The 25,647-nt window shown below is 67.7% G+C and carries 20 protein-coding genes; 4 read left to right on the top strand and 16 right to left on the bottom strand.

The window, feature by feature from the left end; all coding sequences use genetic code 11:
• Positions 1-36 precede the first annotated feature (36 nt).
• The 10 genes from ABRP18_RS06830 to ABRP18_RS06785 all read right to left on the bottom strand — a co-directional run bounded on the left by ABRP18_RS06830 (position 37) and on the right by ABRP18_RS06785 (position 10,822).
• Positions 37-1,113, bottom strand: coding sequence for a glycosyltransferase (locus tag ABRP18_RS06830; RefSeq protein WP_058632799.1), 1,077 nt, complete (start codon positions 1,111-1,113; stop codon positions 37-39).
• A complete protein-coding gene (ftsW, locus tag ABRP18_RS06825) occupies positions 1,110-2,315 on the bottom strand; it encodes a putative lipid II flippase FtsW (RefSeq protein WP_046749429.1) in 1,206 nt (401 codons plus the stop codon). Before ftsW ends, ABRP18_RS06830 begins: the two co-directional genes overlap by 4 nt.
• The gene (murD, locus tag ABRP18_RS06820) at positions 2,284-3,819 is read right to left on the bottom strand and encodes a UDP-N-acetylmuramoyl-L-alanine--D-glutamate ligase (RefSeq protein WP_193761942.1); all 1,536 of its coding nucleotides are present in this window, start codon (positions 3,817-3,819) and stop codon (positions 2,284-2,286) included. The genes ftsW and murD overlap by 32 nt, the downstream gene beginning before the upstream one ends.
• Entirely contained in the window at positions 3,809-4,915 is a 1,107-nt protein-coding gene (gene mraY, locus ABRP18_RS06815; protein ID WP_046749324.1) for a phospho-N-acetylmuramoyl-pentapeptide-transferase, read from the bottom strand. Before mraY ends, murD begins: the two co-directional genes overlap by 11 nt.
• Positions 4,912-6,324: a UDP-N-acetylmuramoyl-tripeptide--D-alanyl-D-alanine ligase gene (murF, locus tag ABRP18_RS06810; RefSeq protein WP_349884394.1), complete on the bottom strand. Its 1,413-nt coding sequence runs from the start codon at positions 6,322-6,324 to the stop codon at positions 4,912-4,914. The genes mraY and murF overlap by 4 nt, the downstream gene beginning before the upstream one ends.
• Before the next feature lie 27 nt (positions 6,325-6,351).
• On the bottom strand, positions 6,352-8,121 hold the full coding sequence (locus tag ABRP18_RS06805) for a penicillin-binding protein 2 (protein ID WP_058632795.1): 1,770 nt from the start codon (positions 8,119-8,121) through the stop codon (positions 6,352-6,354).
• Positions 8,122-8,146: 25 nt separating this feature from the next.
• Positions 8,147-8,713, bottom strand: a complete 567-nt coding sequence (locus ABRP18_RS06800; protein WP_046749327.1) for a hypothetical protein — start codon at positions 8,711-8,713, stop codon at positions 8,147-8,149.
• Positions 8,710-9,648, bottom strand: a complete 939-nt coding sequence (rsmH, locus tag ABRP18_RS06795) for a 16S rRNA (cytosine(1402)-N(4))-methyltransferase RsmH (protein WP_349884393.1) — start codon at positions 9,646-9,648, stop codon at positions 8,710-8,712. The genes ABRP18_RS06800 and rsmH overlap by 4 nt, the downstream gene beginning before the upstream one ends.
• Positions 9,649-9,750: 102 nt before the next feature.
• Positions 9,751-10,182 (bottom strand): division/cell wall cluster transcriptional repressor MraZ, encoded by a 432-nt coding sequence (gene mraZ / locus ABRP18_RS06790; protein ID WP_017830220.1) that lies wholly within the window; start codon positions 10,180-10,182, stop codon positions 9,751-9,753.
• Between the two features lie 265 nt (positions 10,183-10,447).
• On the bottom strand, positions 10,448-10,822 hold the full coding sequence (locus tag ABRP18_RS06785) for a DUF3040 domain-containing protein (protein WP_046749329.1): 375 nt from the start codon (positions 10,820-10,822) through the stop codon (positions 10,448-10,450).
• Positions 10,823-10,919: 97 nt separating this feature from the next.
• Here ABRP18_RS06785 and ABRP18_RS06780 point away from each other — a divergent pair, with 97 nt between their 5' ends.
• Positions 10,920-12,008, top strand: coding sequence for a polyprenyl synthetase family protein (locus ABRP18_RS06780; protein WP_349884392.1), 1,089 nt, complete (start codon positions 10,920-10,922; stop codon positions 12,006-12,008).
• A 4-nt stretch (positions 12,009-12,012) separates the two neighbouring features.
• Here ABRP18_RS06780 and ABRP18_RS06775 read toward each other — a convergent pair whose 3' ends face one another.
• Positions 12,013-12,375 (bottom strand): Rv2175c family DNA-binding protein, encoded by a 363-nt coding sequence (locus tag ABRP18_RS06775; protein WP_371861849.1) that lies wholly within the window; start codon positions 12,373-12,375, stop codon positions 12,013-12,015.
• A 122-nt stretch (positions 12,376-12,497) separates the two neighbouring features.
• Here ABRP18_RS06775 and ABRP18_RS06770 point away from each other — a divergent pair, with 122 nt between their 5' ends.
• Both ABRP18_RS06770 and pknB read left to right on the top strand, forming a co-directional pair.
• Complete coding sequence (locus ABRP18_RS06770; protein ID WP_349884391.1) at positions 12,498-13,724, top strand: LysM peptidoglycan-binding domain-containing protein; 1,227 nt, start codon at positions 12,498-12,500, stop codon at positions 13,722-13,724.
• 78 nt (positions 13,725-13,802) lie between these two features.
• Entirely contained in the window at positions 13,803-15,749 is a 1,947-nt protein-coding gene (gene pknB, locus ABRP18_RS06765) for a Stk1 family PASTA domain-containing Ser/Thr kinase (RefSeq protein WP_349884390.1), read from the top strand.
• 110 nt (positions 15,750-15,859) lie between these two features.
• Here pknB and ABRP18_RS06760 read toward each other — a convergent pair whose 3' ends face one another.
• Positions 15,860-17,200: a class II 3-deoxy-7-phosphoheptulonate synthase gene (locus ABRP18_RS06760; protein ID WP_046749332.1), complete on the bottom strand. Its 1,341-nt coding sequence runs from the start codon at positions 17,198-17,200 to the stop codon at positions 15,860-15,862.
• 47 nt (positions 17,201-17,247) lie between these two features.
• Positions 17,248-17,937, bottom strand: a complete 690-nt coding sequence (locus ABRP18_RS06755; protein ID WP_046749333.1) for a 1-acyl-sn-glycerol-3-phosphate acyltransferase — start codon at positions 17,935-17,937, stop codon at positions 17,248-17,250.
• A gap of 151 nt (positions 17,938-18,088) precedes the next feature.
• Between ABRP18_RS06755 and ABRP18_RS06750 the strand changes: the two genes are divergently transcribed.
• Positions 18,089-19,921, top strand: coding sequence for a long-chain fatty acid--CoA ligase (locus ABRP18_RS06750; RefSeq protein ID WP_349884389.1), 1,833 nt, complete (start codon positions 18,089-18,091; stop codon positions 19,919-19,921).
• A gap of 54 nt (positions 19,922-19,975) precedes the next feature.
• Here the strand turns inward: ABRP18_RS06750 and def are convergent, their stop codons facing one another.
• The 3 genes from def to ABRP18_RS06735 form a co-directional block, all read right to left on the bottom strand.
• Positions 19,976-20,467 carry a peptide deformylase gene (gene def, locus ABRP18_RS06745; RefSeq protein ID WP_046749335.1) on the bottom strand — a complete coding sequence of 164 codons (492 nt, stop codon included), beginning with the start codon at positions 20,465-20,467 and terminating at the stop codon, positions 19,976-19,978.
• Complete coding sequence (locus ABRP18_RS06740; RefSeq protein ID WP_193761945.1) at positions 20,467-22,143, bottom strand: MinD/ParA family protein; 1,677 nt, start codon at positions 22,141-22,143, stop codon at positions 20,467-20,469. Before ABRP18_RS06740 ends, def begins: the two co-directional genes overlap by 1 nt.
• A gap of 65 nt (positions 22,144-22,208) precedes the next feature.
• Positions 22,209-25,616, bottom strand: coding sequence for a pyruvate carboxylase (locus tag ABRP18_RS06735; RefSeq protein WP_349884388.1), 3,408 nt, complete (start codon positions 25,614-25,616; stop codon positions 22,209-22,211).
• Between the last annotated feature and the right edge of the window lie 31 nt (positions 25,617-25,647).

Genomic DNA, 25,647 nt, shown 5'->3' with positions numbered 1-25,647 from the left:
CGCTTCAGTCTACTTTTCTTCCGCTTCGTGGACGCGTCAGGCAGCCGCGAGTGCACGGTCGATGAGGGTGATGACGTTCTCGGTTCCTGCGCGGGTTCCGGCCGTCTGGGCAGCGGCAGCCATCTCCGCGATCCGCGCCCGGTCTTCGAGCAGCGGCACCACGATGCGCCGCACGGCATCGCCGTCGAAGGTCGCATCGTCGAGCAGCTCGGCGGCCCCGGCAGCGACGGCCGATGCGGCGTTCAGACGCTGCTCGCCGTTTCCCACGGAATACGGGACGTAGAGCGCGGGTATCCCCAGTGCGCTCACCTCGCTCACGGTCGCCGCACCGGAACGGGAGACGATCAGATCCGCGACGGCGAAGGCAAGATCCATGCGGTCGACGTAGCGGCGCAGCACGTAGCCGTCCGTACCGGGATCTGCCAGATCACTGCGCTCACCGGTCACGTGCAGCAGTTGCCATCCGGCGTCGAGGACGTCTCGCCATGAATCAGCGAGCGCCTCATTGAGTCGCTGCGCGCCCAGCGAGCCGCCGAAGACCAGGAGGACGGGCCGTTCGGGGTCGAGACCGAAGTAGTCCGCCGCTTCAGCGCGCGACGCCGCGCGGTCCAGAGCGATGACCTCTTGGCGCAGAGGCATGCCGACGACCTCGCCACCACGAAGCGGGGTCCCCTCGAACGCGACGCCGACGGCAGCTGCCCGCCGTGCACCGAGCACGTTCGCCAACCCCGGCTTGGCATTGGCCTCGTGCACGACGAACGGCACGCGCTCACGGCGAGCGGCGACATAGGCAGGCGCGGAAGCGTATCCCCCGAAGCCGACGACCACGTCGATGCCGTGCTGACGGATATGGGCGCGCACCTGGGAGACGGCGCGACGGAACCGTGCGGGGAACGACATCGCCTGCTTGTTCGGTCGGCGCGGGAACGGCACCTTGTCGACGATGAGGAGCTCGTAGCCGCGTGCAGGGACCAGACGGGATTCGAGCCCCTCGGCAGTGCCGAGCACGAGAACGGTGGCCTCGGGATCGCGGGCGCGGAGGCCATCGGCGACCGCGAGCAGGGGATTGACGTGACCGGCGGTGCCACCGCCGGCGAGGAGATACGAAGTCACCTGGTGACCCTACCCCGCTCAGCTGGTCGCTTCTCGGTCACAGGGATCGTGCGCGCGAATGCGAGCAGCACACCGCACGCGATCAGCACGGCGAGCAGAGCGGTACCGCCCTGCGACATGAATGGGAGCGGGACACCCATGACGGGGAAGACGCCGATGACGACGCCGACGTTCATGACGGCCTGGCCGACGATCCACACGGTGATGCCGCCGGCCGCCACCCGGATGAAGGGGTCGGAGGTCTTGCGGATGATGTGGAACGCGCCGATCGTGAAGAACGTGAAGAGGGCGAGAACGACGATGCACCCGATCAGTCCCAGCTCCTCGCCGACGATGGCGAAGATGAAGTCGTTGCCCGCCGCAGGGAGCCACCCGTACTTCTCCTGCGAGTTGCCGAGACCGAGACCGAAGATGCCACCGGTCGCCATCCCCCAGATCCCGTGGATCGACTGGTAGCAATCGGTGTAGTAGAGCGCCATGTTGTCGCACGTCGCGGTGATGCGCCGCATGCGATCCTCGCTGGACAGCGCATAGGCGAGCACGGCGACGACGCCGAGGATCAGCGGGATGATGAACAGCCGGAGCTTGACGCCCGAGAAGAACAGACAGCCGAGCAGGATGAGCACCAGGACCATCGCCGTGCCGAGGTCCTTACCCGCGAGGACGGTGCCGATCGCCAGTGCCCCGACCGGGATCACCGGGATGAAGACGTGATGCCAGGTGCCGAGCATCGCGCGCTTGCGCAGCAGCACGGCCGCGATCCACAGGGCGAGAGCGAGCTTGAGGAACTCGGACGGCTGGAGCGTGAAGCCGGCGATCCGGATCCAGTTCCGGTTTCCGCCGTCTTCGATCCCGAGCGGGGTGAACACCAGCATCTGCAGGGCCACGGCGCCGAAGAGTGCCGGCCACGCCATCCGCTTGAGGAACTCGATCGGCAGGCGGCTGATCAGGAACATCAGCGGGATGCCGAGGAGTGCGAAAACCCCTTGACGAAGCACACCGTCCAGCGGATTGACGCCCTTGGACACGGCGGTGGCGCTGGTCGCCGACAACACCATCACGAGGCCGAACAGAGTGAGCAGCAGTGCGGTGGACGCGATCAGCAGGAACTCGGTCGACACCGGGGTGAACCGGCGTCCCAGCGAGACCCTGGCAGCGAGACCGCCGGCTTCAGAGCGCGGAGGGCGGGATACCTGTGTCATCGGCACTCCCCCGGTCGATCCAGTCCCGCACCGCCTCGGCGAAGCGATGGCCCCGTTCCGCGTAGCCGGAGAACTGATCGAAGGATGCCGCCGCCGGGGCCAGCAGGACTGTTCCCTCGTCGTCGACGATTCCCGCGGCGATCTCCACGACACGGTTCATGACCTGTCCAGTGTCACCAGCATCGACCTCGAACACCGGCACCCCGGGCGCGTGTCGCCGGAATGCCGTGACCACGGCAGAGCGCTCGACGCCGATCACGACGGCCGCCCGGGCTGTCGTCCCGACGTCGGCGACGAGGTCGGAGATGTCGACCCCCTTCAGATCCCCGCCGAGCACCCATACGGCTCCCGGGTACGCGCGCAATGATGACGCGGCCGCATGCGGGTTGGTGGCCTTGGAGTCGTCGATCCACGTGATGCCGCGATGCCGCGCGATCACCTGGATGCGGTGAGGATCGAGGCGGAAGGACTGCAGGGCCGCGTGGATGGCCTCGGGCTCGACGCCGAGCGACCGCGCCAAGGCGCTCGCTGCGAGGATGTTCTGCACGATATGGGGAGCGGCGAGACCCGCAGCCTCGAGGTCGGCGACGGTCGTCAGCTCGAGAGCGCTGCGAGACCGGTCGTCGAGGAAGGCCCTGTCGACGAGAAGGCCCTCCACCACGCCGAGGTCGCTCGGACCGGGGATCCCCAGGTCGAAGCCGATCGCCCTGGCGCCTTCGACGACCTCCGCCTCCTCGACCATCTGCCGTGTGGCCTCGTCCGCCTTGTTGTAGACGCACGCGATCCGGGTGTTGCGGTAGACCACGGCCTTCGCGTCGCGGTAGGCCCGAGCGCTCCCGTGCCAGACGAGATGATCGTCGGCGAGGTTGAGGCACACGGACGCGTAGGGGAAGAGCTCCCCCTCGGCCCGCGACTGCCCCAGGTACCAGAGCTGATGGCTGGAGAGTTCGACCACGAGGACGTCGAACCCTGCGGGGTCGCGTACCGCGTCGAGCACCGGCACACCGATGTTGCCGCACGGAGCCGCACGCAGTCCTCCCTCGACGAGGAGGGTGGCTGTCAGCTGGGTCGTCGTGGTCTTGCCGTTCGTGCCCGTGATGAGCACCCAGTCCGCCGGTGTGCCGTCGGAGCGCAGGACCTTGTCACGGACGCGCCAGGCGAGTTCGACGTCTCCCCAGATCGTGACATCCGAATCCTGCGCCCATCGGATGACCGGGTGCGACGGCGAGAACCCCGGCGAGGCGACGATGACCTCGGGGGCGAACTCGACCAGCACGGCAGGGACTTCTGCAAGCGGACCCAGCTCGAGCCGGGCGCCGATGACAGGAAGCAGACGCTCGTACTCCTCTTCGGCGGCTTCGCTCAGCACGAGCACGTCCGCGCCGAGTTCGGCCAGCGTGTCGGCGACCGAGAACCCGGTCATGGAGAGGCCGAGCACGGCGACCCGCAGGCCGCTCCAGTCGGCGTTCCAGCTGGTGAGGCCTGCCAGCCGATCAGTCGACACGGGTCAGCCATTCGACGTAGAACAGACCGACGGCAGAGACGGCGAGCAGCCCGGCGATGATCCACATGCGGACCACGATCGTGACCTCGGACCAGCCGCGCATCTCGAGGTGGTGGTGGAACGGGCTCATCAGGAACAGTCGCTTGCCGCGCGTGATCTTGAAGTATGCGCGCTGCAGGATGACCGAACCGGAGGACAGGACGAAGACACCGGCGATCACGAGCAGGAGCAGCTCGGTCCGGGTCAGGATGGCCATCGCGGTGATGACACCACCGATCGCCATGGATCCGACGTCGCCCATGAAGACCTTCGCCTTGGGGGCGTTCCACCACAGGAATCCGATCAGGCTGGCGGCGAAGGACGCGGCGATGATCGCCAGGTTGAACGGGTCGCGCACTTCGTAGCATCCGCCCAGGGCATCGGGGTCTCCGCCGATGCAGGGCTGCTTGAACTGCCAGAAGGCGATGAGGCTGTACGCGCCGACGACGATGACGCCGGCTCCGGCCGCGAGACCGTCGAGACCGTCGGTCAGGTTCACGCTGTTCGAGGTGGCGACCCCGATGATCGAGATCCACACGAGATAGAGGATCCACCCGAGGATCACGCCGAAGGCGAAGAGGTTGAGCCAGGTGATGTCGCGGAACAGGGAGATCGCGGAACTCGCCGGCGTCTGGCCCCATTTGTTCGGGAAATTCAGCGCGACGATGCCGAAGGGGATCATGACCAGCAGCTGACCGATCACCTTGCGCCAGCCCGACAGTCCGAGACTGCGCTGGCTGCGCACCTTCATGTAGTCGTCGATGAACCCGACGGCACCGAAACCGACCATCAGCCAGATCACGAGCAGCGCCGAGAGCGCCGGCACCTCTCCGCTGACCAGAACACCGGTGAAGTAGCCCACCATCGAGCCGACGATGAAGATGACGCCGCCCATCGTCGGCGTTCCGCGTTTCGCTTCGTGGCTCGGGTTGTGGACGGACTCCGGGGTGCGGATCACCTGCCCCCAGCCCCACTTCCGGAAGAGCCGGAGGAAGACGGGGGTCAGGAACAGGGTGAAGGCGAGCGAGATCGCCGCCGACATGATGAGAGACCTCACGAGAACAATTCTCCCAGACGATCGCCGAGATGCCGGAGGCCCACGGAGTTGGATGACTTCACGAGCACGCGATCACCGTCGCGGAGCTCGGTGCGCAGATACTCGAACGCCGCGTCCTGGTCGGGCAGATGCACAGCCTCGCTGTCCCACGAGCCCTCTCCGACCGCGGCGAGATACAGCCGTCGCGCCTCAGCGCCGACGACCACGATCCGCTGGATGTTCAGTCGCACGGCGAGCAGCCCGATCCGGTCGTGCTCCTCCCCCGCGCTCTCCCCGAGCTCGCTCATGGCACCGAGGACGGCGACCGTGCGCTCTTCGGGGCCGGTGATCTGCGCGAGAGTGCGCAAGGCAGCGGCCATGGAATCCGGGCTGGCGTTGTAGGCGTCGTTGATGATCCGCACGCGGTCGTTGCCCAGGGGCTGCATCCGCCACCGTTCGGCGATCTCGACGGTCTCCAGACGAGCCACGGCATCGACGGGCGCGACGCCGAGGACCAGCGCCGAAGCGATCGCTGCCAGAGCGTTGGAGATGTGGTGAGCCCCGAGGACCCGGAGCCGCAGGGGCAGGCTCTGCCCGCCGACCTCGACGATGCAGGAGGTGCCGGAGGCCGACACCTCGATGTCGCGGGCCCGCACATCGGCCGTCGGGCCCTGGCCGAAGCCGACCGTGCGCAGCCCGCGGGACTCCGCGAGCTGTCGCATCGCCGCGACTCTGGGGTCGTCGACGTTCAGGACGGCAGTCCCCGGCACCCGGGCCGCCGCGACGAGCTCGGCCTTGGCCTTCGCCGTCGCTTCGATTCCGCCGAAGCCGCCGGCGTGCGCCATGCCGACCATCAGCACCACGGCGATGTCGGGCTCCACGAGACCGGCGAGGTGGGCGATGCTCCCCGGAGCCGCCGCTCCGAACTCGCTCACGAGGTACCGCGTGCTCTCCGTGACACGAAGCATGGTGACGGGAGCGCCGACTTCGTTGTTGAACGACTTCACGGGCGCGACGGTCTCGCCCTCGTCCTCGAGGATGCGTGCGAGGAAGTTCTTGGTGGTGGTCTTGCCGTTGGATCCCGTGATGCCGATGATGCGGAGCTGACCTGCGGCTCGGACCCGCGCGACGACATCTCTGGCGAGTGCGCCGAGTGCGGTGACGGCATCCGCGACGATGATCTGGCTCACCGCGATGTCGACGGGATGCTCGACGATGGCCAGCACGGCGCCCGCCTCGACGGCGGATCCGACGAATCGGTGGCCGTCGGTCTCGGCTCCGGGTTTGGCCACGAAGATCGAGCCGGGGCCCATCATCCGCGAATCCGTGTCGACCAGGCCATCGACCACGGTCTCGGGTGTGTCTGGTGCGACCACGCGAAGATCACCGCCGACTGCGGCGGCGATCTCAGCGAGCGTCAGGGCGATCATGTCATCTCCATGCGCGGCTCTCGCCGACTATCCGAACTTGGGGAGGAGCTCGTCCATCGGGACAGAGGACGGCATCACGCGATAGGTTTTCATCACCTGCGTCATCGCCTTCTGGAAGGCGGATGCGGTGGCCGCGGACGATACAACCTTAGTCGGCTCGTCGAGGGTGACCACGACGACGTACTGCGGATCGTCGACCGGCGCGAAGCCCACCATGCTGGTGTAGTACACCCCGGACTTGTATCCACCGTTGCCGTCGGAGACCTGGGCAGTACCCGTCTTGCTGGTCACGCGGTAGCCCGGCACCTGGATGCGCTCCGCATTGCCGCCCTGCACCGCGACGTTCTCCAGCATCCGGGTGAGCTCGCCTGCCGTCTGCTCCTTGATGATCTGCTCGTGCTTCGGATCTGCCGGTGTGGTGACCTTGCCGTCGGATCCCGTGCACGACTCGACGAGCGAGAGATCGATCTTCTCTCCTCCGTTGGCGATCGCCTGGTAGGCGCCGGCGAGCTGGGCTGCCGTCACCGTGAAGTACTGACCGAACGTGGTCGTGTACAGCGACTGGCTGTCCCAGTCCTTGACGGGGTGCAGGATGCCGCCGACCTCGGACGGGAAGTCGAGCGTCTTGTCGCCGACCCCGAACCGCTCGAGGTAGTCGTAGCGGACCTCGGGACTCACCATGGTGCCGAACTTCGACAGTGCGACGTTCGACGAGTCGATGAGTCCGCCGGCGAGGGTGTAGTTGTAGGCGGGGTGGGTGAAGGCGTCGTTGACGACGGCGCCGTTCGGGAACTTCTCGCGAGAGGCCGCGCTGACGGTGCTGTAGGGGGTGAGGCCGGCGCCCTCGATGGCTGCAGCCGCGGTGATCGCCTTGAACGTCGAGCCCGGCTCGAAGTCCCTGTGGAAGATCTGGCTGGCCCTCGTCGCCGGTGTCGAAGCATCGAGATCGTTGGGGTCAAGCGCGGGCCATTCGGCCGCCGCCCTGATCTTGCCGGTCTTCACCTCGACCACCGTGACCGTGCCGCCCTTGGCGCCCTGGGTCTGCGCCTCCTCGGCGATCATCTGCTGCAGGTACCAGTTGAGGTCGCTGTTGATGGTCAACTGCACGGAGCCGCCGTTCACGGCGTCGACCGTGCGCTCGCTCCCGGGGATCACGACCCCGTCCTTGCCGATGCGATAGCTCTCCTCGCCGTCGACGGGCGCGAGGCAGGAGTCGTCCAGCTGCTCCACGCCGGCCTGCGCCTCGCCGGAGCTGTCGAGGTAGCCGAGGAGGTTCCCGGCGACCGCGCCGTTCGGGTAGACCCGGGTCTCGCGCGCCTTGAGTGCGAGATAGGAGCCGACTCCCAAGTCCCTCAGCTTCATGTACTGCTCGGTGTTCAGCCCCTTCTTGAGGGGTGCGTACTGGCTGTTCGGGTTCTCGGCGAGGGCGTTCGACACCAGCGCACGCACTTCCTCCCCGGTCTGCCCGGTGATGGCCGCGATCTTCTCGGAAGCCTCGGCCCACGGCAGCTTGGGGTCGTTCTCCTCCATGAGCATGATGACCTGGGGGCTGAGCTGAGCGTCGTAGACCATCACGCTGGAGGCGAGCACTGTCCCGGAGGAGTCGACGATCGATCCGCGCTGTCCGGAGATGGCTGAACTCGCCCCGATGTGCTCGAGAGAGTCGGAGACATGCTCGTCGGCGCTGACCACCTGGATGTCGACCAGCCGCACGACGAAGGCGCACAGCACCGAGAGGATGACGGCGAGGGCGACGACTGTGCGTCGCCGCGGTCCGCGGGTGGCTCGTGTCGTCATGGGATCTCTCCGTCGATCGTGGGTGTCAGTGCGTCGTGGGGCTCGGCAGGCCGTCGGTGATCGACGGCGGAAGCTCTTGTGTCGGCTGCTCGGTCGTCGCTGCGCCGTCCGTCTCCTGTGCAGGAGGGGGCGGCGGTTCCACGATGAGCGAGTTGCTCACGGCTCCGACGCCGTCAGGGTTGACCGTAGAGGTCCAATCGGCGCCGTCGCCGGTACCGAAGACGGCTCCATCGCTGAGGCGCAGATACGACGGCGATCCGGCGACCACCATTCCGAGTCCGGCCGCGCTGCTCGCGAGCACCTGCGGGGAGCTGACCCCGGTCAGTTCCTCCTGGAGAGCGTGCGTCTTGAGGTTGAGTTCGCGCTGCTGCGACGAGAGACTGGCGAGGGTGAACGAGTCCTGGGTGATCGCGAGCGAGAGCGCGATCTGCGCGGCGCCGATCGCGAGCGCTCCCCCCAGCGCGACGAGCGCATAGGCGAGCTTGGGCTTGCGGCGGGCGGCGGGATGCGTGACCGGCTGCAGCTTCCGCTGCGGAGTCTTCTCCGGCGCGACCGGCTGTACCGGCTTCCGGACGACGGCGTTCAGGCTCATGCGCTCTCCCGCAGCTTCTCGGCGGCGCGCAGACGCACCGGGATCGCCCGCGGGTTGCGCGCGCGCTCATCATCGTCGGCGAGTTCTGCGCCCTTGGTCAGGATGCGGAATCGCGGGGCGTGTTCGGGGAGTTCGACCGGAAGACCGGCAGGTGCGGATGAGGCGGCCGCGGCGGCGAACGCCTGCTTCACGAGGCGGTCTTCGAGCGACTGATACGACATCACGACGATGCGTCCTCCGACGCTGAGCGCATCCATGGCCGAGGGGATCGCGTCGGCCAGCACATTGAGTTCCGTGTTGACCTCGATGCGCAGCGCCTGGAAGACGCGCTTGGCGGGGTGGCCCGCTCGTTGCGCGGCAGCGGGAGTAGCCGCGATGAGGATGTCGACGAGCTCGCCCGACCGCGTGATGGGCTGCTTCTGACGTGCCTCGATGATGAAGCGGGCGTAGCGGCCGGCGAGCTTCTCCTCGCCGTACCGCTCGAAGATGCGACGGAGGTTGCCTTCGCTGTACTTGGCGATGACATCGGCGGCGGTGACGCCCTTGGTCTGGTCCATCCGCATGTCGAGCGGAGCGTCCTTGGAGTACGCAAAGCCGCGCTCGGCCTCGTCGAGCTGCAGGGAGGACACCCCGAGATCGAACAGGATGCCGGACGCGCCCTGCGCATGCAGGCCGATCTCGTCGTACACCGTGTGTACGAGAGTCACACGGTCGCGGAATCGTGCCAGCCGCTCCCCCGCGATGCGCAGCGCATCGGTGTCTCGGTCGAGCCCGACCAGACGGATGTTCGGGAAGCGTTCGAGCAGCGCCTCCGAGTGGCCGCCCATGCCGAGGGTGGCGTCGACGAGGACCGCACCGTCCGCGTGAAGGGAAGGAGCGAGCAGCTCGACACAGCGGTCGAGCAGGACGGGGGTGTGGATGTCTCGGAGGTTCATGATCTTTCTCGGGGTGACCTTCGGCTCTGATCCCCCTCCGCTTCTCGACCCGGCACCGGGGAAGTGTGTCGGGGCGGGAGCGGCGGGGCATCACAGCCGTGGTCAGAAGAGTCCCGGAATCACCTCCTGCTCGAGGTCGGAGTAGGTCTCCTCGCCGGCGGCGAGGTAGGCGTTCCAGCTCTCCGCGTCCCAGATCTCGGCGTGGGCGCCGACTCCGGTGACGATGAGTTCCTTCTGCAGACCTGCGTACTGACGCAGGTGCGCCGGGATGGTGATGCGGTTCTGGCTGTCTGGCATCTCCGCGCTGGCTCCGGAGAGGAACAGGCGCATGAAGTCACGCGCCTGCTTGTTGGCGAGCGGTGCCTGCCGGATCCGCTCGTGCATCGCCTCGAACTCGGCCGTGCTGAACACGTAGAGGCACCGTTCCTGCCCTCGGGTGACGACGATGCCGCCGCCGAGGTCTTCGCGGAACTTCGCAGGAAGGATGACCCGTCCTTTGTCGTCCAGCTTCGGAGAGTGCGTACCCAGCAACATCGGCCACCACCCCCTCTGCGTCCGGCCAACTCGAGGTGCGCCCCACTTTACTCCACTTTCCTCCACATACCTACGACCAATCCGCAGACGATCGCGGTCAGCGCGAGCGGGCACGCCAAAAAACCGCGAAATTCCGCGGTGGAGGAAGGTGGAGGATGAGTGGAGGGATCTCCCGGGTCAGCGGCCGACCCTCCCCCGCCCGGCGTTAACGACCGAAGCCCGGATGCTGAGCATCCGGGCTTCGGTGGTGAAGATGTGAGAGAGGTCAGTGACCGTCTTGGCGTCGATCCCATCGATCGTTCATACGATCCATGAACGACGCGGATTCCTGTCGCTTCGGTGCGGAGTGCTCTCGCGGTGCCGTCGCGGTCGTCCGCCGAACGGGCGTCACGGCCACCATGACTCCGGCGAGCATCGCCGCGAAACCGACGACGCCGACGACGATTCCCCAGACACCGCCGAGGATGACTCCGGCGACCAGACCACCGACACCGGCGAGCAGCAGGAGCGCACCGTAGACGAGATTTCGGTAGCTCAGAGCTCGGTCACCGGACGGCGCGGTCACGACGTCGGCATCATTGTGAAGGAGATGGCGTTCCATCTCGTCGAGCAGACGCTGCTCCTGTTCGGAGAGTGGCATTTCGTCCCCCTCGGGTATCGTGCCTTCCATTCTACGCGCGCGAAGGCGTCCGGGGCTAGCAGTTCGACCCACCCTTGCTTTACGTATGCTGGGAGTCGTGCCGTCCTCCTCCCCCGTCCCCGACGCCGTCGCCGCACACCTCGACCGCTTCCTCTCGCGGATGCGGGATGAAGCGACGGACTACGGTCCGGACGCGGCGGCGTTCCTCGACGCGGCCGCCGGCACCCTCGACGGCGGCAAACGCCTGCGTGCGCGCTTCTGCCATGCGGGTTGGCGTGCCGTCTCGGCCTTCGGAGACCGTGACGCGACAGAGCCCGACGCGCTGTGGGACATCTGCACCGCGCTGGAGATCTTCCAGTCCGCGGCGCTCGTCCACGATGACCTGATCGACAACTCGGACACACGCCGTGGCCGTCCGGCCGCGCACCGTGCCCTCGAGGCCTCCCACCGCGCCGCGGGATGGGCGGGCGACGCAGACGCCTTCGGCCGCGCCTCAGCGATCCTCCTCGGCGATCTCCTCGTCGCCTGGAGCGATGACCTGCTGGAATCGGCCCTCGACGGGCAGCCGCACGCACGCGCCGTGCGTTCCGAGTACGCGAGGATGCGGAGGGATGTCACGACCGGTCAGTTCCTCGACATCGCCGAGGAATCGGCGTGGAGCGTGAACGACGGGAGCCTGCACGCGGAACGGGCGTTGCGCGTGGCATCGCTCAAGTCCGCGAGGTACAGCATCGAGCAACCTCTGGTTCTCGGCGGCGCGTTCGCCGGGGCCGAGCCTGATCAGACGGAGGCGCTGCGCCGCTTCGGACATCCCGTCGGCATGGCCTTCCAGCTGCGCGACGATGTGCTCGGAGTGTTCGGCGACCCGTCCGTCACGGGCAAGCCGACCGGGGACGACCTCCGGGAGGGCAAGCGAACCGTCCTGATCGCTCTCACCAGGCAGACGCTGGACGCGTCCGCGCGGAACCTGCTGGACGAGATGCTGGGCGACCCGGAGCTCACGCCGCAGCAGGTGACGTTCCTCCAGGCCACCATCCGCGACTCGGGGGCCGTGGATCAGCTGGAGGCGATGATCACCGGCTATGCCCGCGACGCCGATCGCTCCCTGTCAGGCGCCCGACTGGACAACGCCGCCGTCGGTGAGCTGCGTGATCTCGCACGAGCGGCGACGGTGCGCTCGGCCTGACGGATCAGGCGAGCGTGCGCGCCAAGCGCCGCACGGAACTCTTGTGCCCGGCCAGCAGGGCGTCGATCGGGGAACGCCCCAGGCTCTCCTCCTCCGCGAGGAGCCAGTCGATCAGCTCGTCGTCGGTGAACCCGGCGTCCTGAAGCACGATCACGGTGCCACGCAGTGAGCTCAGCGGGTGTCCGTCGACGATGAAGACGGACGGCACCGCGAATGCTCCGTTGCGACGAGAGCCGACGAGATAGTGCTCATCGATCAGACGGCGCACACGGCCGAGGGGTTCGTCGAGCACCTCGACGAGGTCGGGCATCGTCAGCCACTCGACGGCGGCAGGGGTTCCGGCAACGTTCTCAGACACGTCGCCCACTATCTCACCTCCGGATGATCTGCGCATGTCGGCACTCCAGCCACACTGTTCACTTGCGTCACTTCTGTTGACTTCTGTTTACATCCGTGTCAGCGTGAAAAGCTCGAAAAAGGGGGCAGACCTTGACTCTGAAGACCGCCACACGGCGAACGCGACACCTGCAGATCGGAGTGCCTGCAGCGGTGCTCGGAGCACTGGCGACCACTCTCACCGCTGCGCCGGCCGGAGCGACTGTGCACGCGGACACGACTGCCGTCGAGCGGCCTCGCCTTCTTCCGGCACGCGTCGCACCCGCCGAGGCCGCACCATCGACCTACCGCGTCCAGCCCGGCGACACGGTTTCGGCGATCGCCTCGCGCTTCGGATTGCGCACGGTCGATGTCCTGACCTGGAACGGACTCTCCTGGCGCTCGGTGATCCACCCCGGCCAGACACTCACGCTCGCGCCCTCGCCCGCGCCGGCAGCCCCTGCGACGCCCCAAGCCCCTGCTCCCGCGGCCGCCGCGACGCATCAGGTCGTCTCCGGCGACACCGTGTACGCCATCGCCCGGAAGTACGGGACCTCCGTCGATGCCGTCCTCGCGGCGAACGGGCTCACACGCGCCTCGGTGATCTACCCCGGCCAGAACCTCGTCATCAGCGGCTCGGTCGGCGCGCCGACTGCTGCCGCTCCCATAGCGGCCGCGGCGCCGACCCCGGCTCCGGCCCCGGCTCCGGCCCCGGCGTCCGCCGCGTCCCATACCGTCGTCGCAGGCGACACCCTGTTCGGCATCGCGCAGAAGTACGGCACCACCACGCAGGCGCTGTACGCCGCGAACGGTCTCGGGCCGTCGTCGATCATTTACCCGGGCCAGGCCCTCTCCCTCCAGGGCACTCCGCCGACAGCGCCTGCACCGGCCCCGTCGGCGACCCCCTCGGCGGCGAGTGGCCCGCAGACAGCGGTGCTGACGGCCGAGCAGGCCTCGAACGCCGCGCTCATCATCCGCGTCGGCCGCGAGATCGGGGTGTCCGATCGGGCGATCGCGATCGCTCTCGCCACCGGCATGGTCGAGTCGGGTCTGCGAAACCTCGACTGGGGCGACCGCGACTCACTCGGCATCTTCCAGCAGCGTCCGAGCACCGGCTGGGGAACGCCGGCCCAGATCATGGACGCCGATCGGAGCACTCGCGTGTTCTACGGAGGGCAGAGCGACCCCAACGGCCAGGTGACCCGCGGGCTTCTCGACATCCCCGGCTGGGAGAACATGGCCCTCACCGACGCTGCTCAGGCGGTCCAGATCTCGGCCTATCCCGAGAGGTACGGACAGTGGGAGGCGCAAGCATATGCCTGGCTCGCGCTCCACGGTTGACGACATCCGGGAAAACCCGCAGGTGCGAGGGGTGAGCCGCTCCCCTGTCTTTCAGGCAGTTCTCCATAGAATTCTGACGTGACGACCAATCAGCAGGCCGACCCCCTCATCGGGCGGCTTGTCGACGGCCGGTACCGCGTCCGCGCTCGCATCGCTCGGGGCGGCATGGCGACGGTGTACGTCGCGACCGACCTCCGCCTCGAACGACGCATCGCTCTCAAGGTGATGCACGCGCACCTCAGCGACGACTCCGCTTTCCAGAGCCGCTTCATCCAGGAGGCGAGAGCCGCTGCCCGCCTGGCCGACCCCCATGTCGTGAATGTGTTCGACCAGGGGCAGGATGGCGAACTCGCCTATCTCGTGATGGAGTACCTCCCCGGCATCACGCTGCGTGAGCTCCTCCGCGAGCAGAAACGTCTGACGATCCCGCAGACCATCACGATCATGGACGCGATCCTGGCGGGCCTCTCTGCGGCGCACCGCGCGGGGATCGTGCATCGCGATGTGAAGCCGGAGAACGTCCTCCTCGCGGAAGACGGTCGCATCAAGATCGGCGACTTCGGATTGGCACGGGCGACCACCGCGAACACCGCGACCGGACAGCAGCTGCTCGGGACGATCGCCTACCTCGCCCCAGAACTCGTCACGCGCGGCACCGCCGATGCCCGCAGCGACATCTACGCCCTCGGCATCATGCTCTACGAGATGCTGGTCGGCGAACAGCCGTACAAGGGCGAGCAGCCGATGCAGATCGCGTTCCAGCACGCCACGGAATCGGTACCGCGTCCCAGCGTGCGCAATCCTGCCGTGCCGGAGCAGCTCGACGAGCTCGTGCTCTGGGCCACCGAGAAGTCACCGGACGATCGACCGGACGATGCCCAGCAGATGCTCGAGCGCCTGCGGGAGATCGAGCGCGACCTCGGCATCGCCCCGACCGCGGCCAGAGCCACCGCCCCGCAGCACAGCCACGGTGATTCCGGAGACCTCACCAAGGTGATGCCGGGCACCATGCCCCTCGCCGACTCCACGGCTCCCGTCCCTGCGACACTGGACAACGCGACGCTCCTGCGCAGACGCGCATCCAAACGTCGCGCCCGCGGTGCCTTCCTGCTCGCTCTCGTCCTGCTGCTCGCGGTGCTCGCCGGCGGGGTCGGCTGGTGGTTCGGTTCCGGCCCTGGTTCGCTCATCGCCGTACCAGCCGTCGCCGGCGGCACGTACGACGCGGCCGCAGCGACCCTGACCGAAGCCGGGTTCGTCCCCACGCAGAAGGACGAGTTCTCCATCGACATCCCCGCCGGAACGGTGATCGAGACCGATCCGGCCGAGGGCGTGCGCCTCGACAAGGGCGCCTCGGTCTCCGTGATCGTCTCCGCAGGACCGGCGTCCCACACCCTCGATCCGCTGAACGGACGCGCCGAGCAGGATGCGCGCGACTACCTGGCCGGACTCAACGTCAATGTCACGGACACCTCGCTGCTGCTCTTCTCCGACGCCGACGCCGGCATCGTCATCAACGCCTCCGTCACGCCCAGGGCGGGCGGGGAGTCATACATCTGCGGCGACGGGTGCGAGATCTTCGAGGACGACACCGTCGAGCTGTTCGTCTCGGCCGGCGAGTTCCCCGACGTCGCCGGCATGTCGGTCGACAAGGCGACGTCCACCCTCACGGACAAGGGACTCACCGTCACCGCCGACCCGCAGTACGTCTTCAGCGACAGCGTGTCCAAGGATGTGGTGATCGGTGTCGCCGATCGCGCAGAAGAGGGCAACTGGCGGCCGGGAGACAGCGTGCAGCTGATCGTCTCGAAGGGCCCGGAGCTCTTCCCCGTGCCCGATGTCTCGGGCAAGACTCTGAACGAGGCGAAGAAGATCCTCTCGGACAAGGGTTTCAAGTCGACCTACGCCGCCTGGGGAGACCTGCCCGGTTTCGCCGAGATGGCCAAGGTCACCGGCCAGGATCCGGGCTCGGACAAGTCCCTCCCGCGTGGCGGCACCGTGAACCTCTCGATTCAGCTCAGCGGCTGAGAGGCCCTACCCGTTCGGTCGAGCGCTCGCATGTGCGACGAAGAACGAAAAGGAGCCGCCCTCCCCGATGGTCTCGGGGAGGGCGGCTCCTTTTCGTCCCGTGTGGGAGGTCAGCGCTTCTCGAGCTCCTCCGCCACCAGGAAGGCGAGCTCGAGCGACTGCATGTGATTCAGACGCGGGTCGCACAGGCTCTCGTAGCGAGTGGCCAGGGCCGCCTCGTCGATCTGCTCGGACCCACCGAGGCACTCGGTGACGTCGTCGCCGGTCAGCTCGACGTGGATGCCGCCGGGGAACGTGCCGACCGCGCGGTGCGCTTCGAAGAAGCCCCGCACCTCGTCGACGACGTCGTCGAAGCGACGCGTCTTGTAGCCGGTCGGCGTGGTGATGCCGTTGCCGTGCATCGGGTCGGTGACCCACAACGGCTGGGCGCCGGAGTCACGGACCGCTTCGAGCAGCGGCGGCAGGGCATCACGGATCTTGCCCGCTCCCATGCGCGTGATGAAGGTCAGGCGCCCGGGCTCGCGCTCGGGGTCGAGCTTGTCGATCAGCGCGAGGGCGGTCTCGGGCGACGTGGTCGGTCCGAGCTTCACTCCGATGGGATTGCGGATCTTGGAGAAGTAGTCAACGTGCGCACCGTCGAGCTCACGCGTGCGCTCTCCGATCCAGAGGAAGTGGGCGGAGGTGTTGTACGGCGTGTCCGTGCGCGAGTCGATGCGCGTCATCGGACGCTCGTAGTCCATCAGCAGACCCTCGTGCCCCGTGAAGAACTCGACGCGCTTGAGTTCGTCGAAGTCGGCTCCCGCCGCTTCCATGAACTTGATCGCGCGGTCGATCTCCGCCGCCATGCGCTCGTACCGCTGGTTGGCCGGGTTCTGCGCGAAGCCCTTGTTCCAGGAGTGCACCTCGCGGAGATCGGCGAACCCGCCCTGCGTGAAGGCACGGATCAGGTTCAGCGTCGATGCCGCCGTGTGGTAGCCCTGCAGCAGCCGACCGGGATCGGCCGTGCGGGAGCCCTCGGTGAAGTCGTAGCCGTTCACGATGTCGCCGCGGTACGCGGGCAGCGTGACGTCGCCACGGGTCTCGGAGTCGCTCGAGCGCGGCTTCGCGAACTGCCCCGCCATGCGGCCCATCTTGACGATGGGCATCGAGGCGCCGTACGTGAGCACGACCGCCATCTGCAGCACCGTCTTGATGCGGTTGCGGATCTGCTCGGCAGTCGCTCCGGCGAAGGTCTCGGCGCAGTCGCCGCCCTGGAGCAGGAACGCCTGGCCGGACGCCGCGCGCGCGAGCCGGTCGCGAAGGTTGTCGACCTCGCCGGCGAAGACCAGCGGCGGGAGGGTCGCGATCTGCTGGGAGACGTCGGCGACGCGGTCCGCGTCGGGCCACTGCGGCTGCTGCTTGATGGGAAGCGAGCGCCATGCATCAAGGGCTTCGATGTGGTGCGGGAGCATGCGTTCCAGCCTAGTGGTCGCCGGTACCACCGAGATCCGCGTCGGGCCTATGTGACGCGGGTCGGGATCCGGTCCTTGACCGTCGACGCGTAGACGTCTTCGTACTTCTGCTCACCGAGACGCTGCAGCGCCACCATGATCTCGTCCGTGACCGAGCGGAGGATGTACCGATCGTTCTCCATGCCGGCGTATCGGGAGAAGTCGAGCGGCTCCCCGATCACGATTCCGACCCGCACGATGCGGGGCAGTCGCCTTCCGATGGGCATCGCTGTGTCGGTGTCGACCATGATCACCGGCACGACGGGGACCTTCGCCTCGAGCGCCATCCTGGCGATGCCGGTCCGGCCCCGGTACAGCTTGCCGTCGGGGCTACGCGTCCCCTCGGGGTAGATCCCGAGCAGATCGCCCCCGCCCAGCACCTGGAGCCCCGTGTTGAGTGACGCCTCGGAAGCCTTGCCACCCGATCGGTCGATGGGGATCTGCCCGGTGGCCTTCATGAAGAACTTCGTCGCCCACCCTTTGAGGCCCCGACCGGTGAAGTAGTCGCTCTTGGCGAGGAAGGACATCGACCGGTCGATGACCAGTGGAAGGAAGATGGAGTCTGCGAACGAGAGATGATTGCTCGCCAGGATCGCCGCCCCGTTCGCGGGCACGTTGTTCCTCCCCACGATCCACGGGCGGAACACCGCCTTGACCACGGGGCCGATCACCACGTACTTCATCAGCCAGTAGAACATCGTGGTGAAGTCTAGCGCCGCGCCCGGGCTCCGACCGAGCGGTCTCTTCGGCTCTCCCGCTTCCGCGACCCAGTTCCACCTGGAGAGCGACTGGGTTCCATGCCCTAGACTCGATGGAAGTCCGTGCCCGACCGGTACCGAAGGAGCTGCCGTGGTCCAGTTTGAAGTCCCCGCGATCGTCCCCGCCGATCCCGACGCGAACGTCGCCGACCTCCTGGTGAAGCGCGTGGAGGCGACGCCGGATCGGGCGTTGTTCTCCGTCCCGGAGGGAGACGGGTGGCGCGACATCTCCGCCGCCGACTTCCAGACCGCGGTGATCGCGCTCGCGAAGGGCTTCGCCGCAGCAGGCATCCAGCCCGGAGAGAAGGTCGGCTTCCTGGCGCGCACCACATACGAGTGGACCCTCGTCGACTTCGCGTTGTTCTACACCGGCGCCGTGATGGTGCCGATCTATGAGACCAGCTCCCCCTCGCAGATCCAGTGGATCCTCGAAGACTCCGGTGCGATCGCGCTCATCGTGGAGTCGCCGGAGCATTTCGCCCGCGTCGACGAGGTGCGCGGCGACCTGCCGCTGCTCCGCGAAGTCTGGCAGCTGCACCTCGGAGCGATCGACACTCTGACAGCCCAGGGCGCGTCGGTGAGCGACTCCGAGATCGAGCGCCGGCGAAACCTCGCTGTCGGTTCCGATATCGCGACGCTCATCTACACCTCGGGGTCCACAGGCCGCCCGAAGGGATGCGTCCTCACGCACGGCAACTTCGTCGAGCTGTCGCGCAACTCGGCGAAGGCACTGGACGAAGTCGTCCAGACGCCCGGCGCATCCACACTCCTCTTCATCACCACCGCGCACGTGTTCGCGCGATTCATCTCGATCCTCGATGTCCACGCCGGAGTGCGCACCGGGCACCAGCCCGACACGCGCCAGCTCCTGCCTGCGCTCGGGTCGTTCAAGCCGACCTTCCTCCTCGCCGTGCCGCGCGTCTTCGAGAAGGTCTACAACTCGGCGGAGCAGAAGGCGGAAGCCGGGGGCAAGGGGAAGATCTTCCGCGCCGCCGCCGAGGTCGCGGTCGAGCACTCGAAGCTGCTCGAGGAGGGCAAGCCGATCCCGTTCGGCATGAAGCTCAAGTTCGCGCTGTTCAACAAGCTCGTCTACAGCAAGCTCCGTGAGGCCATGGGCGGCAACGTCGTCTACGCGGTGTCCGGCTCCGCTCCCCTGGGCTCACGACTCGGACACTTCTTCCACAGCCTCGGTGTGGTGATCCTCGAGGGCTACGGCCTGACGGAGACGACGGCCCCCGCAACGGTGAACCTGGCGGACAAGTCGAAGATCGGCACCGTCGGTCCCGCTCTCCCCGGCGTCGGTGTGCGTCTCGCCGACGACGGCGAGATCGAGGTCCGCGGCATCAACGTGTTCAAGGAGTACTGGAACAACCCGGAGGCGACGGCCGACGCCTTCAGCGAAGGCGGCTGGTTCCACACGGGCGACATCGGCAGCTTCGACTCCGAGGGATTCCTGACGATCACCGGCCGCAAGAAGGAGATCATCGTCACCGCCGGCGGCAAGAACGTCGCACCCGCCGCGCTCGAGGACCCGATCCGCGCGAACCCGATCATCGGGCAGGTCGTCGTGGTCGGCGACCAGCGTCCGTTCATCTCGGCCCTGGTGACGCTCGACCCCGAAATGCTCCCGACATGGCTCGCGAACAACGGACTCGAGGGCACGATGTCGCTCGCCGATGCTTCGAAGAGCGCGGCGGTGCGCGCGGAGGTGCAGCGTGCGGTCGATGCCGCGAACGGCCGTGTCTCGCGCGCGGAGTCGATCCGCAAGTTCACGATCCTCGACTCCGAGTGGACGGAAGCCTCCGGTCACCTGACGCCGAAGCTCTCGATCAAGCGCAACATCATCATGAACGACTTCGCCGACGAGATCGCCGCGATCTATGACGAGCCCGTCGCCACCACGAACGTGCCGATCGGCGGCTGACCCTGAGGACACGAAGAAGGGCCCCGCAGGTGCGGGCCCTTCTTCGTGTGCTCATCAGAACCAGGAACTCTCCCGCACCTCCCGCATCGCGATCTTGCGCGTTTCCGGGTCGAGGCGAGTCAGGAAGAGCTTGCCGTCCAGGTGATCGGTCTCGTGCTGCAAAGCCTGGGCGAGGAGGCCCTCGCCTTCGAGGACCACCGGGTTGCCGTCGAGGTCGATTCCCTCCACGCGTGCCCATGGATGGCGCTGCGCGTCGTGCCACAGGCCGGGAACCGAGAGGCAGCCCTCCCCCGTCGGCTCGGGCTCGCCGCGGACTTCGGTCAGCACGGGGTTGAGGACATATCCGATGTCACCGTCGATGTTGTAGCTGAACGCGCGCAGGGCGACGCCGATCTGAGGCGCGGCCACGCCTGCGCGCCCGGGGAGCTCGACGGTATCGACCAGGTCTGCGACGAGGGCGCGCACTCCGTCGTCGATCTCCTCGATCGGGGCGCAGACCGTGCGCAGGACGGGGTCGCCGAAGATGCGGATCTCGCGGACGGCCATCAGGCGGCCTTCGCCCGGAGGCCCTCGACGAGCAACGCGGCGAGTTCGCGGGCGGCGATCCGTGTCTCCGGCAGGAGGTTGGCGAACACTATCGCCCCTCCCCCGGCGATCTGCGGGTCGTACGGCACGCGGACGACACTCCGGGCCCGCGTGGCGAAGTGCGCCTGCAGTTCGTTCAGACGCACGAGCGGAGCGCCCGGCGTGGACTGATTGAGGACGACGATCGCTTCCCTCGCCTGCTCCGCGTACCCGTTGGTCTCGAGCCACGTGAGCGTCTCGGATGCGAGTCTCGCCTCGTCCACGCTGAGCCCCGAGACAATGACGATCTGATCCGCCAGGTCGAGGGTCGCCGACATCACCGAGTGGACGATCCCCGTCCCCGTGTCGGTGAGGACGAGCGAGTAGTAGTGAGCGGCGACGTCCGCGACGTCGCGGTAGTCGCTGTCGCTGAAGGCCTCAGCGATGCGCGGGTCGGCATCGGAGGCCAGGACGTCGAGGCGTGTCGCGTCACGCGCAACGATCGCGGAGATGTCGTGGTAACCCCTGACGTCGTCGTGGATCCGGACGAGGTCGCGCACCGACTTGCTGTGGTTCGGTCGCACGATCCGCTCCGCGAGCGTGCCACGGTCGGGGTTCGCGTCGACCGCGATCACCCGGTCCTCACGCGCATCGGCCAGGGCCATGCCCAGGAGCGCGGTGATCGTGGTCTTGCCCACCCCTCCCTTGCGGGAGAGCACCGGCACGAAGCGCGCTCCGCCCGCGATCGGCGCCGCGATCCGCGCGGAGAGGGCTTTGCGCTCCCGCGCGCGGCGCCCGTCGCCGATGTTGATCCGCCGGCCGGAGACCGCGTACAGCAGATGACTCCACGCTCCCTCAGGCTCGGGCTTGGTGATCTGATGCGGATCGAGCAGTCGGTCTGCCGTCAGCAGATCAGCGGATTCGCGTGAGGATTCGCCCAGCTCATCCAGGCGCTTCGACGTGAGTGTCACGTCCGCACGACCCGCCGGGCGTGCCGGCTGGGCCACGACGGGCCTCTCTTCGGGGATGGACACGGTGGTCTCCTTCTCAGCGGGTGTCCGCACGGCGGGTGCCGGTGCAGATGCCGTCGTCTCGGTCCGGGCCTGAGCGAGGAAACGCGCCGCAGCCGCTTCCTCGGCAGCCTCTTCTGCGGCAGCCGCTTCCTCGGCAGCACGCGCACGAACGGCGTCGGGGTCGTCGGCGATCGAGTCGCCGGGCTCCTCGTCATCGACGATCACGGCATCGATGACGGCGTCCGCATGCGGACGCGAACCGATCGCTGTCGCATCGATCGCGATCGGCTCGATCACGGGCGAATCGATCACACCGGTGACGACATCGGGCTCTGCGGGCGGCTCCTCCGCCGACGCCGCATCGATCGAGGGTACCTCGGGCAACGGCTTCGTCTTCGTCTTCGTCTTCGCCGGAAACGCCGTCTCCTGTTCGACGGCAGGCACCGGATCGATCACGAGGTCTCCGATGACCTCGCCGTCGATCACCTCGTCGTCGGCGAGATCGTCGTCCTCGTTCATGGGCAGGGTCACACGGACCTGGGCCGTCCCGCCGAGGATGCCGATACCGGCCGTGTCGAGAGACGCGGCTTCGTCGAGCACCCCCAGCGAGTCGTCCTCGGGGTCGGTGGTGTTCTTCGGTGTCACGATGTCGCTCCAAGCCTGCGCGAGCCCCGGGTGCGCACGGATGCGCGGCCCTCGCCCGCACAAGATTAGTGCGCCGGGCGGATCACGACCAAAAGATCTCCGGCGTCCACCTGCTGCGTCTCGGCGATGGCGTGCCGCTCGATGACACCGTCGACGGGTGCGGTGATGGCCGCCTCCATCTTCATCGCCTCGATGGATGCGACGGGTTCACCGGCGTGCACGGTGGCCCCCACCTCGGCCTTCAACGTGACGACACCGGAGAACGGTGCGGCGACCTGGCCGGGAACCGAGGTGTCCGCCTTCTCCACCTCGATCGCATCGACCTTGACCGCGCGATCACGGACGAACACCGGACGAAGCTGCCCGTTGAGGGTGGTCATGACCGTGCGCATGCCCTTGTCATCCGCGTCGCCGATGGCCTCGAGTCCCACGTAGAGCCGCACGCCCCGGTCGATCTCGACCTGATGCTCCTGGCCGGCGACGAGGCCATAGAGGTAGTCGCTGGTGTCGAGCACCGAGAGGTCGCCGAACAGTTCACGGCGCTCGGCGAACTCCGCACTCGGCGCAGGGAACAGCAGGGTGTTGAGCCGCGCTCTGCGCTCAGAGCTGGTGCCACCGAGCGCTGCTTCATCGTCCGCGGTGATCGCCGTGATCCCGGTGCGCACCGACCGTCCTGCGAGGACCTTGGTACGGAACGGCTCTGGCCATCCGCCGGGAAGGTCGCCGAGTTCACCAGCCATGAATCCGACGACCGAGTCCGGCACGTCGTACTTCTCGGGGTTGGCCTCGAAGTCGGCCGGATCGGCTTTCACCGCCGCGAGATGGAGCGCGAGGTCTCCGACGACCTTCGACGACGGCGTGACCTTGGGCACCCGCCCGAGGATGCGGTCCGCGGCGGCGTACATGTCCTCGATGAGTTCGAAGTCGTCGGCCAGACCGAGTGCCTTCGCCTGCTGCCGGAGGTTGGAGAGCTGGCCGCCGGGGATCTCGTGGTGGTAGACACGGCCCGTGGGTCCGGGCAGTCCCGACTCGAAAGGCGCATACTGGCGACGGACCGCCTCCCAGTACGGCTCCAGGTCGGAGACCGCTCCCAGGGAGATGCCGCTGTCGCGCTCCGTGTGGGCGAGCGCAGCCACCAGGGACGACAGCGAGGGCTGGCTCGTGCTCCCCGAAAGGGGTGCCGATGCGGCGTCCACCGCGTCGACGCCGGCCGCGCTGGCGGCGAGAAGCGTGGCGAGCTGGCCTCCGGGGGTGTCGTGCGTGTGCAGATGCACGGGCAGGTCGAAGCGCTCGCGCAGCGCCGTCACCAGCTTGGCCGCCGCCGCGGGTCGCAGCAGACCAGCCATGTCCTTGATGGCGATGATGTGCGCGCCAGCTTCGACGATCTGATCCGCCAGGCCCAGGTAGTAGTCGAGCGTGTAGAGGTCTTCTGCCGGATCGAGCAGGTCACCGGTGTAGCAGAGCGCGACCTCGGCGACGGCGGTCCCCGTGTTGCGGACGGCCTCGATCGCCGGACGCATCTGCTCGACGTCGTTGAGGGCGTCGAAGATGCGGAAGATGTCCACCCCGCTGGCGGCCGCCTCGGCGACGAACGCCTCGGTCACCGCGGTGGGGTACGGGGTGTATCCGACCGTGTTGCGCCCGCGCAGCAGCATCTGGATCGCCACGTTCGGGAGCGCGGCCCTGAGCTTGTCGAGTCTCTCCCAGGGGTCTTCGCCGAGGAAGCGCAGCGCGACGTCGTATGTCGCCCCTCCCCACGCCTCGACCGACAGCAACTCGGGAGTCAGCCGTGCGAGATAAGGAGCCGCGGCGACGAGGTCCTTCGTGCGCACACGCGTGGCGAGGAGGGACTGATGCGCGTCACGGAAGGTGGTGTCGGTGATCGCCAGCGCCGTCTGCGCACGGAGACCGCGGGCGAAACCCTCCGGTCCCCGTTCGAGAAGCCTCTGGCGAGAGCCCGGAGCCGGCTCGGTCGTCAGATCGACGGAAGGAAGCTTGGCGACCGGATCGATGACGCCGGGGTGTGCACCGTGCGGCTTGTTCACCGTGACGTCGACCAGCCAGTTGAGCAGCTTCGTTCCACGGTCCTTCGAAACCCGGCCACGCAGCAGCTCTGGACGCTCATCGATGAAGGACGTGCTGACGTCACCAGCGATGAACGCGTCATCTTCCAGGAGAGCCTGGAGGAAGGGGATGTTGGTGGAGACACCCCGGATGCGGAACTCCGCGAGCGCTCGACGTGCGCGGGCGACCGCCGCAGGGAAGTCACGACCGCGGCACGTGAGCTTCGCGAGCATCGAGTCGAAGTGAGGGCTGATCTGTGCGCCCTGGTGCACCGTGCCGCCGTCGAGACGGATGCCGGCGCCTCCCGGCGAGCGGTAGGTGGTGATCTTGCCGGTGTCAGGACGGAATCCCTGAGTGGGATCCTCCGTCGTGATCCGGCATTGGAGCGCCGCTCCGCGCAGGTGCAGATTCTGCTGCTGCAGACCGAGGTCGGCGAGGGTCTGGCCGGAGGCGATGCGCATCTGGCTCTGCACGAGGTCGACGTCGGTGACCTCCTCTGTGACCGTGTGCTCGACCTGGATGCGCGGATTCATCTCGATGAAGACGACCTCGCCCGTGCGCTCCCCCGCGGTCTCCAGCAGGAACTCGACGGTTCCCGCGTTCTCGTAGCCGATCGACCGGGCGAAGGCCACGGCGTAGCCGTGCAGCGCCGTCCGCACGCTGTCGTCGAGGTTCGGCGCCGGAGCGATCTCCACGACCTTCTGGTGGCGCCGCTGCACCGAGCAGTCGCGCTCGAACAGGTGGACCGTCTCACCCGTCTTGTCGGCGAGGATCTGCACCTCGATGTGCCGAGGGCGCACGACCGCCTGCTCGAGGAACATCCGGGCGTCGCCGAACGCGCTCGCAGCTTCCCGCATCGCCTCCGCGAGAGCGGGTGCGAGATCACCTGCCGTCTCGACACGACGCATCCCGCGGCCTCCACCACCGGCCACGGCCTTGGCGAACAGCGGGAAGCCGATCTCCGCCGACTGGGCGACGAGTGCATCGACGTCGTCGGAGGCTTCTGTGGATCGCAGCACCGGCACTCCGGCCTCGACCGCGTGCCGCTTCGCCTCGACCTTGTTCCCCGCCATCTCGAGCACATTCGAGGGTGGGCCGATGAACACGATGCCGTTCGCTGCGGCCTTCTCGGCGAGCTCCGGGTTCTCGGAGAGGAACCCGTACCCGGGGTAGATCGCATCGGCGCCGGACTCCAGCGCGACCCGGATGATCTCGTCGACGTCGAGGTAGGCGCGGACGGGATGACCGCGTTCGCCGATCTCATAGGCCTCATCGGCCTTCAGCCGATGCACGGAGCCGCGATCTTCGTACGGGAACACCGCGACGGTGCGCGCTCCCACTTCGACTGCCGCACGGAAGGCGCGGATCGCGATCTCGCCGCGATTCGCCACAAGGATCTTCTGGAACATGCACACCTCTGGAAGCTCGATGCGCAGCTTT

The organism is Microbacterium sp. WHRI 7836 (assembly GCF_040223885.2).
Lineage (GTDB): Bacteria > Actinomycetota > Actinomycetes > Actinomycetales > Microbacteriaceae > Microbacterium > Microbacterium oxydans.
The sequence above is the reverse complement of the archived record's forward strand: the minus strand, read 5'-3'. Positions and strand labels throughout refer to the sequence as shown.

Coding starts and splice junctions, on each gene's coding strand:
- ftsW (WP_046749429.1), bottom strand. CDS start 2,315: ATGACACAGGTATCCCGCCCTCCGCGCTCTGAAGCCGGCGGTCTCGCT.
- murF (WP_349884394.1), bottom strand. CDS start 6,324: ATGATCGCCCTGACGCTCGCTGAGATCGCCGCCGCAGTCGGCGGTGAT.
- ABRP18_RS06805 (WP_058632795.1), bottom strand. CDS start 8,121: ATGACGACACGAGCCACCCGCGGACCGCGGCGACGCACAGTCGTCGCC.
- ABRP18_RS06800 (WP_046749327.1), bottom strand. CDS start 8,713: ATGAGCCTGAACGCCGTCGTCCGGAAGCCGGTACAGCCGGTCGCGCCG.
- rsmH (WP_349884393.1), bottom strand. CDS start 9,648: ATGAACCTCCGAGACATCCACACCCCCGTCCTGCTCGACCGCTGTGTC.
- mraZ (WP_017830220.1), bottom strand. CDS start 10,182: ATGTTGCTGGGTACGCACTCTCCGAAGCTGGACGACAAAGGACGGGTC.
- ABRP18_RS06785 (WP_046749329.1), bottom strand. CDS start 10,822: ATGCCACTCTCCGAACAGGAGCAGCGTCTGCTCGACGAGATGGAACGC.
- ABRP18_RS06760 (WP_046749332.1), bottom strand. CDS start 17,200: ATGCTCCCGCACCACATCGAAGCCCTTGATGCATGGCGCTCGCTTCCC.
- ABRP18_RS06755 (WP_046749333.1), bottom strand. CDS start 17,937: ATGTTCTACTGGCTGATGAAGTACGTGGTGATCGGCCCCGTGGTCAAG.
- def (WP_046749335.1), bottom strand. CDS start 20,467: ATGGCCGTCCGCGAGATCCGCATCTTCGGCGACCCCGTCCTGCGCACG.
- ABRP18_RS06735 (WP_349884388.1), bottom strand. CDS start 25,616: ATGTTCCAGAAGATCCTTGTGGCGAATCGCGGCGAGATCGCGATCCGC.